17 protein-coding genes are annotated in these 16,042 nt (G+C 60.7%); 4 read left to right on the top strand and 13 right to left on the bottom strand.

The features are described 5' to 3' along the window. The first annotated feature begins 116 nt into the window (after nt 1-116). From E6C55_RS11370 to E6C55_RS11360, 3 genes are all read left to right on the top strand, one after another. The gene (locus tag E6C55_RS11370) at nt 117-2,126 is read left to right on the top strand and encodes an LTA synthase family protein (protein WP_136369912.1); all 2,010 of its coding nucleotides are present in this window, start codon (nt 117-119) and stop codon (nt 2,124-2,126) included. A gap of 150 nt (nt 2,127-2,276) precedes the next feature. Beyond that, nucleotides 2,277-3,665, top strand: a complete 1,389-nt coding sequence (locus tag E6C55_RS11365) for an MBOAT family O-acyltransferase (RefSeq protein WP_136369911.1) — start codon at nt 2,277-2,279, stop codon at nt 3,663-3,665. Between the two features lie 18 nt (nt 3,666-3,683). Continuing rightward, entirely contained in the window at nt 3,684-5,183 is a 1,500-nt protein-coding gene (locus E6C55_RS11360; RefSeq protein ID WP_136369910.1) for a stalk domain-containing protein, read from the top strand. A gap of 564 nt (nt 5,184-5,747) precedes the next feature. On the opposite strand, the gene E6C55_RS11355 is transcribed toward E6C55_RS11360, so the two are convergent. From E6C55_RS11355 to E6C55_RS11335, 5 genes are all read right to left on the bottom strand, one after another. Continuing rightward, nucleotides 5,748-6,794, bottom strand: coding sequence for a GNAT family N-acetyltransferase (locus E6C55_RS11355; RefSeq protein ID WP_136369909.1), 1,047 nt, complete (start codon nt 6,792-6,794; stop codon nt 5,748-5,750). Between the two features lie 427 nt (nt 6,795-7,221). Next, on the bottom strand, nt 7,222-7,485 hold the full coding sequence (locus E6C55_RS11350; RefSeq protein ID WP_136369908.1) for a DUF1450 domain-containing protein: 264 nt from the start codon (nt 7,483-7,485) through the stop codon (nt 7,222-7,224). After that, the gene (locus E6C55_RS11345; RefSeq protein WP_136369907.1) at nt 7,472-7,774 is read right to left on the bottom strand and encodes an iron-sulfur cluster assembly accessory protein; all 303 of its coding nucleotides are present in this window, start codon (nt 7,772-7,774) and stop codon (nt 7,472-7,474) included. The genes E6C55_RS11350 and E6C55_RS11345 overlap by 14 nt, the downstream gene beginning before the upstream one ends. A 174-nt stretch (nt 7,775-7,948) precedes the next feature. Then, the gene (locus tag E6C55_RS11340) at nt 7,949-8,194 is read right to left on the bottom strand and encodes a hypothetical protein (RefSeq protein ID WP_407923715.1); all 246 of its coding nucleotides are present in this window, start codon (nt 8,192-8,194) and stop codon (nt 7,949-7,951) included. A gap of 563 nt (nt 8,195-8,757) precedes the next feature. Then, nucleotides 8,758-10,305: a glycosyltransferase family 39 protein gene (locus E6C55_RS11335; protein WP_136369906.1), complete on the bottom strand. Its 1,548-nt coding sequence runs from the start codon at nt 10,303-10,305 to the stop codon at nt 8,758-8,760. Nucleotides 10,306-10,450: 145 nt separating this feature from the next. On the opposite strand from E6C55_RS11335, the gene E6C55_RS11330 reads away from it, so the two are divergent. Further along, the gene (locus E6C55_RS11330; protein ID WP_136369905.1) at nt 10,451-10,720 is read left to right on the top strand and encodes a hypothetical protein; all 270 of its coding nucleotides are present in this window, start codon (nt 10,451-10,453) and stop codon (nt 10,718-10,720) included. Nucleotides 10,721-10,896: 176 nt separating this feature from the next. Here the strand turns inward: E6C55_RS11330 and E6C55_RS11325 are convergent, their stop codons facing one another. From E6C55_RS11325 to E6C55_RS11295, 8 genes are all read right to left on the bottom strand, one after another. Beyond that, entirely contained in the window at nt 10,897-12,126 is a 1,230-nt protein-coding gene (locus tag E6C55_RS11325) for a M14 family metallopeptidase (protein ID WP_136369904.1), read from the bottom strand. 138 nt (nt 12,127-12,264) lie between these two features. Beyond that, on the bottom strand, nt 12,265-13,077 hold the full coding sequence (racE, locus tag E6C55_RS11320) for a glutamate racemase (RefSeq protein WP_136369903.1): 813 nt from the start codon (nt 13,075-13,077) through the stop codon (nt 12,265-12,267). A 195-nt stretch (nt 13,078-13,272) separates the two neighbouring features. Further along, on the bottom strand, nt 13,273-13,575 hold the full coding sequence (locus tag E6C55_RS11315; protein WP_136369902.1) for a YtxH domain-containing protein: 303 nt from the start codon (nt 13,573-13,575) through the stop codon (nt 13,273-13,275). A 90-nt stretch (nt 13,576-13,665) separates the two neighbouring features. Further along, complete coding sequence (locus E6C55_RS11310) at nt 13,666-14,154, bottom strand: hypothetical protein (RefSeq protein WP_136369901.1); 489 nt, start codon at nt 14,152-14,154, stop codon at nt 13,666-13,668. A gap of 192 nt (nt 14,155-14,346) precedes the next feature. Next, nucleotides 14,347-15,003 (bottom strand): helix-turn-helix transcriptional regulator, encoded by a 657-nt coding sequence (locus E6C55_RS11305; protein ID WP_136369900.1) that lies wholly within the window; start codon nt 15,001-15,003, stop codon nt 14,347-14,349. Nucleotides 15,004-15,048: 45 nt separating this feature from the next. Next, entirely contained in the window at nt 15,049-15,483 is a 435-nt protein-coding gene (locus tag E6C55_RS11300) for a DUF86 domain-containing protein (RefSeq protein WP_136369899.1), read from the bottom strand. A gap of 6 nt (nt 15,484-15,489) precedes the next feature. Further along, nucleotides 15,490-15,627 (bottom strand): hypothetical protein, encoded by a 138-nt coding sequence (locus E6C55_RS33780; RefSeq protein WP_168735584.1) that lies wholly within the window; start codon nt 15,625-15,627, stop codon nt 15,490-15,492. A gap of 14 nt (nt 15,628-15,641) precedes the next feature. Then, a complete protein-coding gene (locus E6C55_RS11295) occupies nt 15,642-15,929 on the bottom strand; it encodes a Dabb family protein (RefSeq protein WP_136369898.1) in 288 nt (95 codons plus the stop codon). Nucleotides 15,930-16,042 lie beyond the last annotated feature (113 nt).

Genomic DNA, 16,042 nt, shown 5'->3' with positions numbered 1-16,042 from the left:
TTCGGCGGGTCAAACCCCTTCATTGGATTTGCAAGTTTGAAAGACGGCCCCGTTAGAGATATACTTATTGAAGTTTTGTGTCTTATGTGTCTTATCGAAAGGAAGCGTATTTATTTATGATGACTATGCTGCAGACGGCGGCGCGCAAGGGCGTCCGGCTGTCTTGGGAAGGCATTCGCCTGTGGCCGTACTGGGGAGCGATGCTGCTTATCGCGTCCATGGCCTATAAACTGAACTGGCTCGATCGCCAGTTCGACGTCGGAGCGATGAACCATTGGAAGCGGACGGTCAACATCGGCGCCATGGTGCTCGCCACGTTCTGGACCGTCTGGCTCGGCCGGCGCGCGCGCGCAGTCGCGCTCACCGTTCTCGATCTTGTTCTGTCCTTCATTATGTTCGCGGACCTGATCTACTTCCGGACGTTCAAGGACTTCATCTCGGTTCCCGTCCTGACGCAAGCCGGGCAGGTCGGCGAGCTCGGCGACAGCATCAAGGACTTGATCAAACCGGGCGACTGGCTGCTGTTCGCGGATCTGCCCGTCGCCGTCCTGCTCACGGTCCTCGTCTTCTGGCTCGTCCACCGGGCGAAGAAGCGGGACCTCCCTTATGCGAGCCTGGAGCAGCGGCTGAAGCCGGCGTTCTTCAAGCGCAAGTCGGTCTATGCCCGCATCGCTCTCGGTGTCGTCCTGTTCTTCGCGGGCACCTATATGATCGCGAATCCGGTCAATGAGCAGAAGAACGGCTGGGCCAGCGGGCTGTTCGTCGGCAACTGGTGGAACATCCCGATCTACAATGTGACCGGACTATTCGGCTTCCATGGCTACGACGCCTATCGCTACGCCAAGGAGCATTGGATCGGCAGCGGGCCGAGCGAAGCCGAGATCGAGGATGCCGTCGATTGGTTCGCCGGCCGCGCCGACCTGCAGAAGACGGCGGAGAACGAGCCGCTGTTCGGAGCCTACAAGGGCAAGAACGTGCTCGTCATTCAAGCGGAAGCGTTCCAGTCGATGGTAATCGGACAATCGGTGGGCGGCGTCGAGATTACACCTAACTTGAACAAGCTGATCGGGCAGAGCCTCTATTTTCCCAACTTCTATCATATGACAGCCCAAGGCCGCACGTCGGACGCCGACTTCCTGACGAGCTGCTCCCTCCACCCGATGACGTCGGGCTCGGTGTTCAGCCGCTTCGCGGACCACGACTTCCGCTGTCTTCCGGAGATTCTGAACGGGGAAGGCTACGACACGACCGTTCACCATGCATACGACGGCAGCTTCTGGAATCGCACGAACATGTACCGCGGCATGGAATACAACGAGTTCTACACGATCAACGACTACGAGAACGACGAGCCGCTCGGCTGGTCGCTCGGAGACAAGTCGTTCTTCCGCCAGACGATCGACCAGCTTCTCGAGCGGGGGCAGCAGCCGTTCTACTCCTTGGCGATTACGCTCTCGGGCCACCACCCGTTCAACATCAGCTCGTCCGCGGTCGACTTCGATTCCGGCGAGTTCAAAGGCACCACGTTCGGCGACTACATGGAGGATATGCATTATGTCGACGAAGCGGTCGGCGAGCTCGTCGAGCGGATGAAGGACGAAGGGCTGTGGGACAACACGATCGTGCTGTTCTACGGGGACCACGACAACTCGCTGTATGACATGAGCGTCTACGAGCAATTTTACGGGCGGGCGCTGTCCGATCAGGAGAAGGACGCGATCGTCCGCCAGGTTCCGTTCTTCATCCACTTCCCGAACGACGAGAACGCGGGCGTCAGCGAGAAGGCGGTCGGCCAGATCGATACGGCTCCGACGATTCTGCAACTGCTCGGCATCTCCACGGAAGGCAATCCGCTCATGGGCGTCAGCATGGTGTCGGCTTCCGAGAGTCCCGTCGTGTTCCGCAACGGCGGCTTCGCGACCGCCAGCCTCTATTACCTCCCCTCCGGCGACGGGGTGACGGAGAACGGCTCCTGTTATTCGCTGCCGGACGGAGAGAAGACCGATATCGCCCTCTGCACGCCGGGAGCCGAAGCCGCGAAGGAAGAGCTTCGCGTATCGGATATGGTTGTCGAGCACGACCTTGTTCCGAAGCTGCTCGACCTCCCGAGGGAGAAGAACGAATAACCGCCCATGCAGCCGCGGCGTCGCAGCCATCCCGCTTCGACGCCGCTTCTTTTTTCGCATCTTAAGCAAAAATTGTATTTTAATATCGCTTAAAGTCGAAGATAATAGTCTCTGAGCAGCCAAACCATCGAAGGAAGAAAGAGGGACGTCATGCTATTCAATTCCTACCCATTCATCTTCATGTTTCTGCCCGTCACTCTGATTGTGTATTACGTGCTGAATCGGCTTCGCTGGACGATCGCGGCCAAGACGTCGCTTACGCTGGCTTCCCTGTTCTTCTACGGGTACTGGGACCCCAAATACTTGCCGCTGATGCTCGGCTCCATCGTCTTCAACTACCTGATCGGCTGGTGGCTTGCCAGATGGTCCGATCGCAGCACGGGCAGACGCCGCGCGGTGCTCATTCTCGGTCTCGTCGTCGATCTCGGGGTTCTCGGCTATTATAAATATGCGAACTTCTTCCTGGACAACCTCGGCGAACTGACCGGGCACAGCTTCTCGGCGCTGCAGATCATCCTGCCGCTCGGCATCAGCTTCTTCACGTTCACGCAGATCGCCTTCCTCGTCGACGCCTACAAGGGCAAGGCGAAGGAGTTCAACTTCATCAGCTACACGCTGTTCGTCACGTTCTTCCCTCACCTCATCGCCGGTCCGATCCTGCATCACGGCGAGATGATGCCGCAGTTCGACCGCAAGCGCAACAAGGTGTGGAACTGGGCGAACATCGCCAAGGGTACATATATCTTCTGCATCGGCTTGTTCAAGAAGGTCGTCATCGCCGACACGTTCGCCCTCTACGCGAACGACGGCTTCGCGAAGGCATCGTCCTTCGTCGACTCTTGGGTGGCCTCGCTCTCCTACACGTTCCAGTTGTACTTCGACTTCAGCGGCTACACCGACATGGCGATCGGCATCGCGCTGCTGTTCAACATCCGTCTGCCGCAGAACTTCAATTCGCCGTACAAGGCGGTCAGCATCACCGACTTCTGGAGACGCTGGCACATGACGCTGAGCCGCTGGCTGCGCGATTACATCTACATTCCGCTCGGCGGCAACCGCAAGGGCTTCGCCCGGGCGAATATCAACACAATCATTACGTTCCTGCTCGGAGGGCTGTGGCACGGAGCCGGCTGGACATTTATCCTGTGGGGCGCGATGCATGGCGTCGGGCAGGCGGTGCAGCGCATCTGGTCGCGCCGCGGGAAGCCGATGCCGACCTGGCTCGCCTGGTTCATCACGTTCATGTTCATTAATGCGACTTGGGTGTTTTTCCGGGCGGAAGACTTCCATGAGGCCATTCGCATCCTGAAGGGAATGATCGGGCTTGAAGGGCTCGGCCTCGGCACTGCCCGCTCGCTCTTGACGCCGATCGTGCTGATCGCCCTGTTCCTCCCGTTCGTCCTGCTGTTCAAGAACTCCTCGGAGAAGGAAGGGGCGCTCCGTCCGAGCCTTAAGGTCGCGCTCTGGATCGCCGTCCTGTTCGTCATCTCCCTGCTGTATCTGAACCGGATCAGCACATTCCTGTACTTTAATTTCTAGAAAGGCGGTCCTGTACCCATGTCTACCCACGTTAGCTCCGCTCCGCGTGCAGACCGCGGCAAGCCCGCGAGACGGAATTCCATCAGGCGGCGCTCCAGACGGATGGTCGGCGGCTTCCTTCTGTTCGCCTTGCTCGCGGCCGGGGCGGTCGTCTCGCTGACCGTGCTCATCGATCCGCTTCAGTTCTACCATAAAGTAACCTGGTACACGCCCCGCTTCTCCACCGAGGAGCGTTACCAGAACCCGGGTCTGGCCAAGAACTGGGATTACGATACCATCATCATCGGCACGTCCATGACCGAGAATTTCCTCCCCTCCATCGTCGGGAAGGAGCTCGGCGGCACCGCCATGAAGCTGTCCATGGAGGGCTCCACCGCCGACGAGCACAACAAGATGGCCAAGGTAGCCCTTCGCACCGGCAAGGTGAAGAAGGTGCTCTGGGGGCTCGATTACTTCTCGCTGAAGGCGAATTCGTACGACAACAGCTCCAAATTCCCGGCCTATATGTACGACGACAAGCTGTGGAACGACTATCCGTACCTGTTCAACTATTCGGTGTACGAGCAGTTCATTACGAGCATCAAGGCGAAGCTGGACGGCTACGGCCAGCAGAACCTCGAGTACATGTACAATTGGAACCGCATGGTTACTTACGGCAAGGATCGGGTGGCGAAAAATTACGCGACGGCCAACGAGGGAGAGGTGTACTTCGGCATTAACGAGGAGCCGCTCGATGTCGTGCAGAAGAGCTTCAACGACAACATCCTGTCGCTCGTCAAGGCTCACCCGGAAGTGGAGTTCACCTTCTACTATCCGCCTTACAGCGTGCTGAGACAGGTCGTCTGGTACAACACGAACCCCGGCCGGTTCGAGAGTCAGATCACGATGAGAAAATGGATGTATGAGCAATTCTCGAAGTATCCGAACGTTAAACTGTACGACTTCCAGGCGGCGGGCGAGTGGACGTACGATCTTGATCTGTACAAGGACCTGTCTCACCATAAGCAGGACGTCAATACGTGGATCGCCGAGGCGATTGGCCGCGATGACCCGGCTTACCGCGTCACGGACGCCAATGTCGACGAGCTGAACGACCGGCTGGAGGTCGACGCGGAGACGGCGATTCTGAACAAGGACAACAATGTCGTGAACGTGAAGGTGACGCTGGACGGCGAGTCGCTGGTGTTCACGAACCGCGTGCTTGCCGAAGGAGCCGAATCCGGCAACGAGCTGCTCGTGCCGGTCAAGCAGCTCGCTGGGGCGCTCGGCGCCGAGCTGAGCTGGGACCAGCCGACGAAGACGGTGGCGCTGCGCAAGGACGGCCGCGAGCTGCGCCTCATCGTCGACTCCGCCGTCGCGACGGTGGACGGCACCGGCAAGGTCGACATGGCCTACGCGCCGAAGCTCGTCGGCGGCACCGCGCTCGCCCCCGTCGGCTTCGTCTTCGAGCAGATGGGCTGGAAGGTGGACGTGAGCGCGACGGACGACCAAACGACGCTGATCGCGATTACGAAGTAGAGGGCAGAGGCGCCAGGGGACTCCCGGCGCCTCTTGTTGTGCGGAAGGCTCGGACGCGGGGCGACTTCCTCCGACTCTCTCTGACTTCCTCCGACTCTCGCTGCCCCCCCCCTGCTCCCTTGCCCCCTTGCCCGACTCGATTCGACTCGATCTGCCTCGATCCACCGTCCGGCTACCGAACGAATGCTATTTTTCACATACAATTGAGTCAAATATGGCGATAACGCGGTTTTTATGCGAAAAACCGCATTCATATCAAGGTTGGCCCCCGCCGCACCCGCTTTTTATACGAAAAATAGCATAAAACCTTCAAAATGGCCGCCCCAAAGCCGCCACGAATGTGAAAAATCACGTTCGTTCCGTCCATGAGCTGGCCCGTGCTCCTATCTGCCGTACTTGGGGATGGGCATTGGGCGGCGAGCATTGGGCAACCGAGCATTGGACCACCAAGTATTGGGCCACCGAGCACGACTACGCGCCATCGCTGCGCAACGAATTCCATTCCGATCCGCGGATGCATCTGGCTATTGTCGGGGATGGCTCGGATTGGCGCGACTTCTGTGATTACACTCCTTCCCCCGGCAACGACGCCAGAGCCTTCTTAACCGCTGCCAGATCGGCAACTACCCGGTAGGAGCCTCGCAGCGGAACGTAGCCCAAACTCTGATTGATTCGCAGAATCGGGCCATTGAGCGAGTCGTTGTCCGTCTTCAAGTAGGCGGCGCCTTGCTGCTTGGCCAATTGAACGGCGCGGATCTTGAGCGCGCGGGCGATCTTGCGGCCGCGATACTCCGGGCAAACTCCGGTGTACTCGTGGTATATGCCGTTGGTCGCTTCTTTGTACGGCAGATTCGACACAGCGACATAGTCGCCCCGCTCTCCATCCACAGCCAGCAGAACGCGCTCCGGATCGTAGCCTTCGACTTGCAGATGCCACTTGAGCCATTCGTAGAAGTCGGGCACTCCCCCCGTGAAGCCGGGAATGTCGACAAGCGAACGACGGTAAATCTCGTAAATCTTGCGCTTGTTCTCCTCCGTCTCGCCTGCCTCCGCCAAGGTCCGGAACCGAATTCCTTGGCCGGCAAGCTCCTCGAACAACGCCTTTTCTTCCACAATCGAAGGCTCCGCCCGCTCCAGCTCCAGCACCGATTGGAACATATGACGTTCGACCGCGAAGCCTCTCCGCTCGGCGAATCGTCGCGCTGCGGGATCGTCGTCCCACATCTCCGATACGAGCTTCGACGCGCCCAACCCTTCGCCCCACTGCAGCAGATGTTCGAGCAGACTCCCGCCGATTCCCCGGCCGCGATGCTCCCTCGAGACAACGACCGTATTGTTTAAGCAACCCGGCTCGGTCCATGGAGCCCGCCAAGACCAGACATAGCCGATAATCCGGTTCTCCTTCGTCACCGCGACGCAGCGCGTGCGATCGTAGCCGGCCAGCAGCCCGTCGTCATCCTTGTAGGTATGGCCGACCGTATACAGATTGGCATCGTCCTCCTGCAGGCGCCCCGCGGAGATCGGCTCCGAGAAGAAGGTGTTGAGCAGTTCCGCCAAGCTCTCGTAATCTTCCGGCACCTTTAACGGCCGCAACTCGTAATGGTTAGACATGCAGTTCCTCCATTCGATCGTCCAATGTGCGTCTCGCCCAGCTTCATCCCTTGCCAATTGGTTCTCGATGTGTGGGAGGAGCGGCCTAGATACCCCCACCCTGTATGTGCCGCCGCGCTGGGCGATATTGCCCCTATCCTTTTCGCAAAAGGGTGCCTTATCCCATCCGATCAGTGTCCTAATATCTGGGAATTCATAGCCTGAACAGTAGGGATAAGGCGCCCTTTGGGGACTATCAGATGATACATGTGTGATACATGTGACAGCTCATCTTGCCCCTGCGCCCGGCTCCAGCGGCGTCTCCGGCGCCTTCACCGACTTTAGCGGAGCCCCCTCCCTCATGCAAGCACTCGCCGCTGTCGTCCATTCAGCGAAAAGGGAGCCAGCGGCAGTTCGTCCCGCATAGCTCCCTCTTGATGCAAATGGCTTACTTGATAAACGGCTTCGCCTTCTCGACCAATTCGTCTTCCGTCTCGCCCTTCAAGTAACGGCCGTTGATGAAGACGAAGCCCGTGCGCTTGCACGGTCCGCAATAGGACTTGCACTCCACCTTGACTTCGGTGCCGGGCGCGGCAGCCTCCAGCTTGCTCTTCAGCGACTTGATCCGGACATTGCGGCACTTGTCGCAGATTCGGATGTCGTTCTTGGCCGCGCGGGGCCGGGGTTGAAGCTGCTGCTCAGTGCTCCCCATGATTGCCCTTGCTCGGATTCGTGATGACGAAGCCCTCCTGCGGAAGGTACAGATAGTCGATAATGATGCCGTCGAGGAAGTCGTCGCCTTCCTTCAGGAGCACGTCGATCCCCTTGTCCGTGGAGACGACGATGTGGCCCTCCTGCTCCTTGCCGAGATCCATGCCGTAGTGGGCATGATCGCCGTGGGCGTGGGTCACGAATACGCGAAGCTTCAATCCTTCGTTCTCCGGCTTCTCGATCTCTTTAAGCAGCACCTTGGCCGCGTTGCGCGTAATCTTGCACTTCATGTTAAGTTTCGCTCCCGTCTGCAATCGATTCGGCAGGCACGGCCGACGTCGCGGCTTGTCCTGCCCTGGCTCTCGTTCTATTGTAATGACTTCGCCTGCGGAACTCAAGACGGAATTGAGGCGGATAGAAGGCGTCGGATCATGTTCCGCAGAAGGTTATCTTCGTTCTCCTTCTCACGCTTTAAGCCCGTACTTGGTCTCCATCCGTCCCGCATACCAACCCGCGAGCGCAATCGTCACCGCGATATCGTCGATCGGCATAAAGGGCATGAGATCGGGCAGCACCCAATACAAGACAACAGGCACGACAAACAGCAGCTTGTCCCACAGAGACACCCGAGGCGAGCTGAGCACCTTCCACACCCGTCCGGGAAGCCGAACTCCTAGCCTTAACCACGATGCGCCGGAGCGTCTTGCCACAGGCCATCGTCTCCCTTCTGTCGACCGGCCGCGCCGCAATCCCCATTGCCGGAGCCTGTCCAAGTTTGTCCACAGTATAGCAGATGAAGGGTTGTACATTCAAAGGAGCTCAGCTCGTCGTCCCGATTGCCCGCCGGAGCCGAGCCGCCAATCAGCCGCCCATCTTGCCGTTCGCCCTTATCCCCCCTCTGTCCGGCTTCCGCTCCCGCCGCCCCGTCCGACGCCGCCTGCCCCGCCTTGCCGTCCGCGATTCGCGCCCGCGCCATACGTGCCGTCGAACGCGGCCCCGTCCCGCCCGCCGAACCCCGCTCCGCCCCGCCCGCCGTTCGACTGCCCCGCGCCCGACTCCGACCGCTCGATCGTCTGGGCCGCAATGGCGTCGCAGGACGAGAGGAGGAGTGCGCACAGGAGAACGACGGTTGCCCGACTCCACCTTGCTCTGCCTATCCCTCCAGCCTTGCCTGCCTTGCTAACCTTGCCTGCCTTGCTAACCTTGCCTATCCCGACTGCCTTGCTAACCTTGCCTGCCTCGCCTGCCCTGCCAACCTCACACGCTCTCTCCCTCATGCCGTCCCCTCCCTTCGCCCGAACAACCGTCGGTACGCATCGCCGAACCCGGCATACGCCAGCACGAGCAGCAGCGGATACACCGGGAAAACATATCGGGATTTAATCTCCCACAGCGCATAGAAGCCGATGAAGCCGAGGACGACAAGCGCCGGCAGAACGTCGTCCAGCCGATCCTTCCGCAGCGAGCCGATCAGCCGTACGAACGCGAAGGCAAACAGCAGCGCGTTCATTCCGTACGTTGCCCAGAGCAAGCCGGTCGTGGCCGGAGAGTCGCTCTTCATTCGCTCCGTGGCGAAGGTGGCGTAGCTGTAATCCGCGGCCAGCGGATGCCGCCCCGTCGTCCCGTCGTTGCCGATCCCGTACCTCTCAAGCTGATACGTTCCTTCCGTCCACGTCCACACGAGTTTTTTATAATAGGTCTCCGCCAGCTCCGCCGCCGTCGCTTCGGTCCACTTCCGTCCGATCTCCGCCTTGAACAGCTCTATGCTCTTCTCCTTGTCGTAGCCGGCCTGCCGCTGATAGATGCTGTAGCTCTCCCGTTCGTCCCAGAAGCCGAGCGTCTCGGTATTGAGCCCCATATTGAGCCACAGATAGACCGGAGCCGAGTTCGCGCTCGGAGACTCGTCCACGATGCCGGTCGCCTGCAGCAGCCCGTTCTGAGCCAGACCCGGAACGAAGAAGAGGCCCGCCAGCACGGCGACAGCCGCCCATCCCCGCCGAGCCCCAAGCCGCCCGAGGCTCAGCCATACATACAGGATCGCGGCGATCAGCACGATCGCGCCGATACTGCGGAAGTAGTTGCCGAGCGCCAGCAGCGCGGCCGAGACGAGCAGATGCTTCCAACCCCCGCCCCGGACGAAGCGCAGCAGGAAGTAGACGGACGAGGCGAGCAGCGCCGTCGCGAGCACGTCGTTGTAGATGTAATTAACCATGAACAGCGATGGCGGATAGAACGCGGCGAGCGCCAGCACCCCGTAGTCGCGACTATCCTTCCGGCCGCTGAGCTCCCGATGGATCAGGTACACCATCAGCGTCGTCACGAGCGTGAACAGCATGTTGAACAGCTTCAGAACCAAATAATTGTCGGGGAAAATCGCGAGTAAGGTGTTCAGGTACAGCGCAATCGAGAAATTAAACGGGAACATGTAGAGGTAGCCGCCGAGCTGGAAGGACGAGTAATCCCCGTCGTACAGCATGTCCTGGGCCAGCGACAGCACCGTCTTCGAATCCGCAGTCGGCTGCAGCGGGAACAGGAAGACGATGGCAGTCTGAACGGCGAACGATGCCGCGAGCACGGCGGGGATAACAAGCTGCGGGCGGAACCGGTACAGCTTCCGGCAGAGCCGGTACAGCGCCCAGCCTGACGCCAGCAGAACGGCCAGAACCGGCATGTATACGCCAAGCTTCTGGCCTGCGAGAAACGCCGTGTCGCCGTAGACCCCGTAATTATATTCCGCCCGGAGGAAAAAAGTAGAAACGACGAAAACAGCGGCAAATAGAGCAAGGAGGCCATACAGAGCCGTGCGAATCGTCCGTGTCATAGGGAAACTCCTTCTTCGCGGCATCCGGAATTGGACGCCGGGATTCCATAGCTTCCCTAATTATGGACAGCCAACCTTAAATCCAACTGAATTATTGGCCCCCCCTTGCGGATCATGCAACCTTCGTTAGAGTCGGCGAAGCCGGATGACTGCCGATTTTATACGAAAAATCACATTGGCGCAGCTTGATGATGGGGAGGTTGGGCGATTTTATACGAAAATTAGTATACATGGAGACAAATCCGGCTCAAGTTGGCGTATGTATGCTAAAAACCACATAAAACGCCGCGATTCCCCCTCCATTCAGGTCGATGAATGTGAAAAATCATATAAAATCGCAAAAGCTGCGGGCTCCGACCGCCGCCGGGTGTTCCCGGCCCATTCTTCTCCTGAACGAGCGGAAGAAGAGGCATAATGCCGGCAGACGGGAGGCGGGAGAGGGCAGAGGACGGAAGGCGGAGGACGGAGGGCGGAGGACGGAGGGCGGAGGACGGAGGGCGTGCGGCGCTGGAGGAAAGGATGTCGTCCCGGATGGCAAGCTGTGTGATGCCCTGCGCTCTTCTCCGCCCCGTCTATCGGCTCCCCTCCCGTCTACGAGCCGTCTTCCTCTTCCTTCATGCCGAGCTCCATCGCCGTCACCAAGAGAGCCGCCGTCTCCGGGTAGATGTCGCGGAGGCAATCGAGCGGCAGCGGGTTGCGCCCCCAGCCCAGCTCGATCGTGAAGCCCGGCCGCCGGAACTTCTGGATGAACCAGTCCTTGAATCCGGCGTCGCTTCCTTCGAGATGAACGGGCCGATACCCCGAAGCCTCGCCCAGCTTCTCGGCCCATGCCTTGGAACGCGGCGGCTCCAGCCCCCGATAGTTCCAATAGATCTCCTCGCCTTGCGTATGGAGCGAGAGCACCGCCTGGAAGTCCGTCTCCTCCGTGAACGCGGCGAGCGCCCGGGATTCGGGCTCCGACAGCGGCGAAGGGCCGGAATAGTCGCGCGGGCCGGGCCCGCCCGTTCCCCTCCGCTTCCGCTCTTCTTCCCAATGCGCGGGGAATTGATCGTTCAGATCGACTCCTCTGGCGTTCGCTTTCCACCGGGAGAACCGGCGAGACCCGCCGTTCCAGCGCAGCAGTTCCTTGTACATCGGATGCGACTCGCGCAGATCCTCCTGCGCAAGATCCGCCCCGTCGGGGTTCACCATCGGAACGAGCCACAGCGTGCAGCCGCCGAACAGCTCGGAGGCGGGCCGGCCCGCCACGAGGCCGCGCCGCTTGCACGCCCGCGCGTAATCCTCCGCGAACCGCATGAGGACAAGCGAGGTGATCCACTCGTTGGCGTGAACCGCGCCGTTCGCCTGAAGACGGAACGGGCCGTCGCCGAGCCGGAGCGCGTGGATCGGCTTGCCGAGCACGCTGCGGCCGATCGTCGCCGCCACGAGGAAGGGGTACTCGCGGCGCAGCTTCTCGATGTCCCGCGCCAACTGCGCCGAGCCGTATTCCGCATCCGAACGGACGATTCGTTCCGTCGCGGGAGGAAGCTCGAGCACACACATCCCGTCCGGGACGAGCTGCCGAACGCCGGCGTTAAGCTCCCTTAGCCGGGCGGACGAGCAGCCGATCTTAAGCGCGATGCTCTCCCAACTGTCCCCCTCTTGCACGACATACCGGCGCGGGGGAGCCTCGGGCACGGCGAGCAGCTCGCCGGGCAGCAGCCCCTCTTCGAGCGACAGATGCGGATTCGCCGCGGCCAGCGCGAAGAGGCTGATGCCGAAGCGGGAAGCGATCCGGCGAGGCGTATCGCCTTGCCGCACGACGTACGTACTCGGTTCCATAGGGGTTCCCTCCTTGGCCAAGATGACGAGAGCTTCAGTCACCTAACCCTATGTGGAGCCGGCAATCAAAATGCCACCCGAAGGCCGAAGCGGCCCAAGGGTGGCATAGATGGCATACAGGTTCGAATACGGGCCTCTTCAGGCGCCGATATGGGGGACGTGCCAGACGACCGGCGTCAATCGAATCTGCTCGCCGAGCCACTGCTGGGCGATATGCCGGAACTTCTTCGAGTCCCCGCTGCAGAAGAACTGGTGAATCGGCAATTCTTCGTTGCCCGCCAGTCGATTGTTCTCGTGCAGAATCGTGCTGATCTCCCTTGCCGTCTCCTCAGCGGAGCTGATCAGGGAGACGTTCGGTCCCATCACCTCGGAGATCGTCTCCGAGAGGAACGGGTAGTGGGTGCAGCCGAGAATAAGGCAATCGATGGGGGTGGCCCGCAGGCCGAGCAAGGAGGTGCTTACCGTCTCGAACGTCTCGACGGAGCGGAAGTTCCCGTCCTCCACAAGCGTGACGAAGTGGGGACAAGACTTGCTCACCACTTCAATGTGAGGCGACAACCGGCGCAACGCCTGCTCGTACGCCCCGCTCTTGATCGTTCCTTCGGTGCCGATGACGCCGATTCGGCCCGTCTTCGTCCGTCCGATCGCCGCCCGGGCTCCCGGATTGATGACGCCGACGACCGGGATGCGCACCCGGCTGCGAATGTCGTCAAGGGCGACCGCCGTTGCCGTGTTGCACGCGATCACAATCATCTTCGGTTGGTATTGGGTCAAATAATCGACGATCTCTCTTGTGAATCGAACGACTTCTTCTGCAGGCCTCGGCCCATAAGGAGTGCGGGCAGTATCGCCGAAGTAGAGAATCTTCTCTCGGGGCAACTGGCGCATGACTTCTCTGACGACAGTCAGTCCTCCCACGCCGGAGTCCAAGACTGCGATCGCTTGCTGCACGGGAACACCGCTTTCTGTAGGAATAAGGTGATGTCGGAACATGATAAATTATGAGGTCCTGCCGCAAAAGGTACCTGCATCTTAGCGGATCTTCGGACAAGGCCCAGCAAGCCCCGATCGCGCGCCGAGGCCGCCCTGCGGGAGAGGGCGGCCTCGCGTTCGCGTTCAAGCTGCGGTTCCGACAATCTCTTTATCCTACCTGGCGACGGACTCCGCTTCTTCGTCGGCAGAAGCTTCTTCCGCTCCCGCCCTCTTCCCGAACTTGGAGCGGATGTCGACCGCCCAATCCGTCGACTTCTTCACAAGCGATTGCGCCGAGGTGCCGGCCTTCTTGCTCAGCTCCACCGTCTTCTCGCCAACCGTCTGCGCCGTATCCGCAATGTCCTTGCGAAGCTCCTTGCCTGCCTTCGGCGCGAACAACAATGCGGTAACCGCTCCGGTTACGGCGCCTGCAAGCGCCCCGAACAAAAAGGATTTAACAACCTTCTTCTCCGCCATCTTCGATACGCTCCTCTCCGGCTTCACCGGCTTGCCGAAGCGACCGCCTTCTTGGCGCCCGCTCCGCCGACGGGCCTGTGCCCGCGCCGATCAACGCCGCTGCTCATCCGCACTCTCTCCCGACTTGCGGCCGTGTCCGTTCAGTGCGCTGCCGAAGTGCCCGCTCCAGGCGTTCCAGATGAAGACGCCCAGCTCCATCCAGTCGAGCGTCTCCCCGAGCCGCCGCGTCTGTCTCTCTTCCGACGCAGCGAGCCGGCCCTCGAGCCTCCGGGTCCAGCTCACGACCGCATCCGCCGCGGCCCCGGCGGCCGTGCGGGCGGCGTCTCCGATCGCCCGCCCCCCTTGCGCGAGCGATTCCAAGCCTTGCAGTCCTTCCCGGCACAGACGGGCGACCTCTGCCGCCTCGCTGCCGAGACGCCGGCATTCCGACATCGCGGCCGCCGCTTCGCGCATCGTCCGCGCGCTCTCCGCTTCCATTCGGCGAAGCGATTGCCGGACCGACACGCCGAGCAGCACAATCATCGCAGCCGCCACCACACACAACACGGACGCCGCCCAGCCGAACAGCTCCCAAGCCATGCAGCGCACCTCCCTTCCTTGTATCTTGAACGCATTCGGGACATTCGCCCATGCGGTTAATCCAGTATAAGAAGGCTGGGCTTGACTTGACACTGCGGACAGGCCAAAAAAAAGAGCGCCCCTCGGAAGCACCCTCCCGCGAACCGCTCTTGCATTCGAATTACTTGGCAATCCAATTCTAACTATCCAATTCTAACTATCCATCCGCCATTCATCCGCCCGCTCCCGAATCCGGTACGTGCAGCGGCCGCCTCCGTCCGCCAGACATTCCGTCCGCTCGACATCCGCGTCCAGCAGCTCGCCGAACAGCCTCTTCTCGCAGTGGCACGCCTCGCGGTAGCGGTTCGCGATCTGGGCGATCGGGCAGTTGAATTCGTGAAGCCGGTAGCTCCCGTCTTCCTCCCGCTCCCATTCCGCCATATAACCGCCCGCATTCTGAATGCCGGCCAGCTCGGCCACTCTCTCCCCGAGCTCCTTGCGTTCCATCCGCTCGCGATACTTCGCATGCAGCTTGCGCTTCCGGCCCTCGAACAGCTTGCCGATCATCTCGTCGCCGGCCGCTTGCTCCTCCAGCTCCCCCAGAAGCTCCAGCATCAGATGCGGGTAGTTCTTCGGGAACAGATCGTCGGCCCGCTCCGTCAACTGATACCGGCAGGAGGGTCTGCCCATCGCCTGCTTCAGCAGCGTGGACGACACGAGCCCCTCCTTCTCCATCGCGCGGATATGACGCCGGACCGCCATCTCCGTAATGCCGAGCGGCTTCGCCAGCTCCGAGACGGTGCTCCCACCGTGCGTGCGGAGAAGCTGCATCAACTGTCTTCGCGTCGTTCCTTCCTCCGCCTGCGGCATGAGCACCCCTCCCTTCGCTTCGCGGCCGGCAAGCCGTTGCTTCCCTTACTTCTCCCAAGGGTCCAGCTCGCGCCGGAGATAATCCCGAATATCGTCCGCGAACTGCGTCAGCAGCTTCGCAAGATTGCCGGTCAGCGGATGCAGCTCGCGCCGCGGCCAACTGTCGTACTCCTGCACGAGCGGACGGCGAAGCGCGACAAGCCCGCGGAACGTCTCCGCCTGCTCTGCGGAGAGAACGCCTTCCCCGGCAATCACATCGACGATATCCTCGTAGCTGCTCGCGTCCCTCATCATGAAGCCGTCAATCAGGAAGTTGCCGACGTCCGTCACGATCTCCAGCGCGAGGTGCAGCACCCGCTCCTGGGCAAGCCCTTCGTTCAAGGAGCCTGTCCAGGAAGCGGCCAGCCGGTCCATCGCCTCGGCAATCTCGGGGATGCAGCCGAGGCGGCGCTCGATCCCCTCGCGATTCACGTAATACATGGCTGCTTAACCCCCGTCGTTACGACGCTTGCGCTTCGCTCTTCGTTTTAACCACTTGACCATGACGACCATGCTGATCAGGATAAGAACGAGATAGAACATCATCTCGTACAGATCGCCGGCCCCCGTATCCGTTGAATTCACGCCGCTCCTCCTGTTCAGCTCTCGTAATCGACGCTAACCGACGCTTCCCGAACCTCGTTCATATGAGCGATAACCTTCTTGTGCTCCGGATGAACTTGGTACGCCTGAAGGCCGTCCATCGTCTCGAACGTCGTCGTCAAGGCGATGTCGTAGGAACGCTCGGAATGCAGCACGTCGATGCCGACCTCGATGGACAGCAGCTCGTCGATCTTGCCCTCCAGGTTGCGAAGCACCTGTGCGGTGCGCTCCACGCTCTCCGGGCTGCGGTCCTTCAGCTTGAACAGAACAATGTGGGTAATCATTTCGTTAGTCTCTCCTTCTTCTGCGGTCTGATGTGCGCCGCGGAACCGGCTCCGGCCCGCCGCATGAGCCCCTTCGGCCCTGCGCATACTACTCCTGAACGGGCAATGCAACC

The sequence above is a fragment of the Cohnella fermenti genome (genome assembly GCF_004801405.1).
GTDB classification, from domain to species: Bacteria; Bacillota; Bacilli; order Paenibacillales; family Paenibacillaceae; genus Cohnella; species Cohnella fermenti.
The sequence above is the reverse complement of the archived record's forward strand: the minus strand, read 5'-3'. Positions and strand labels throughout refer to the sequence as shown.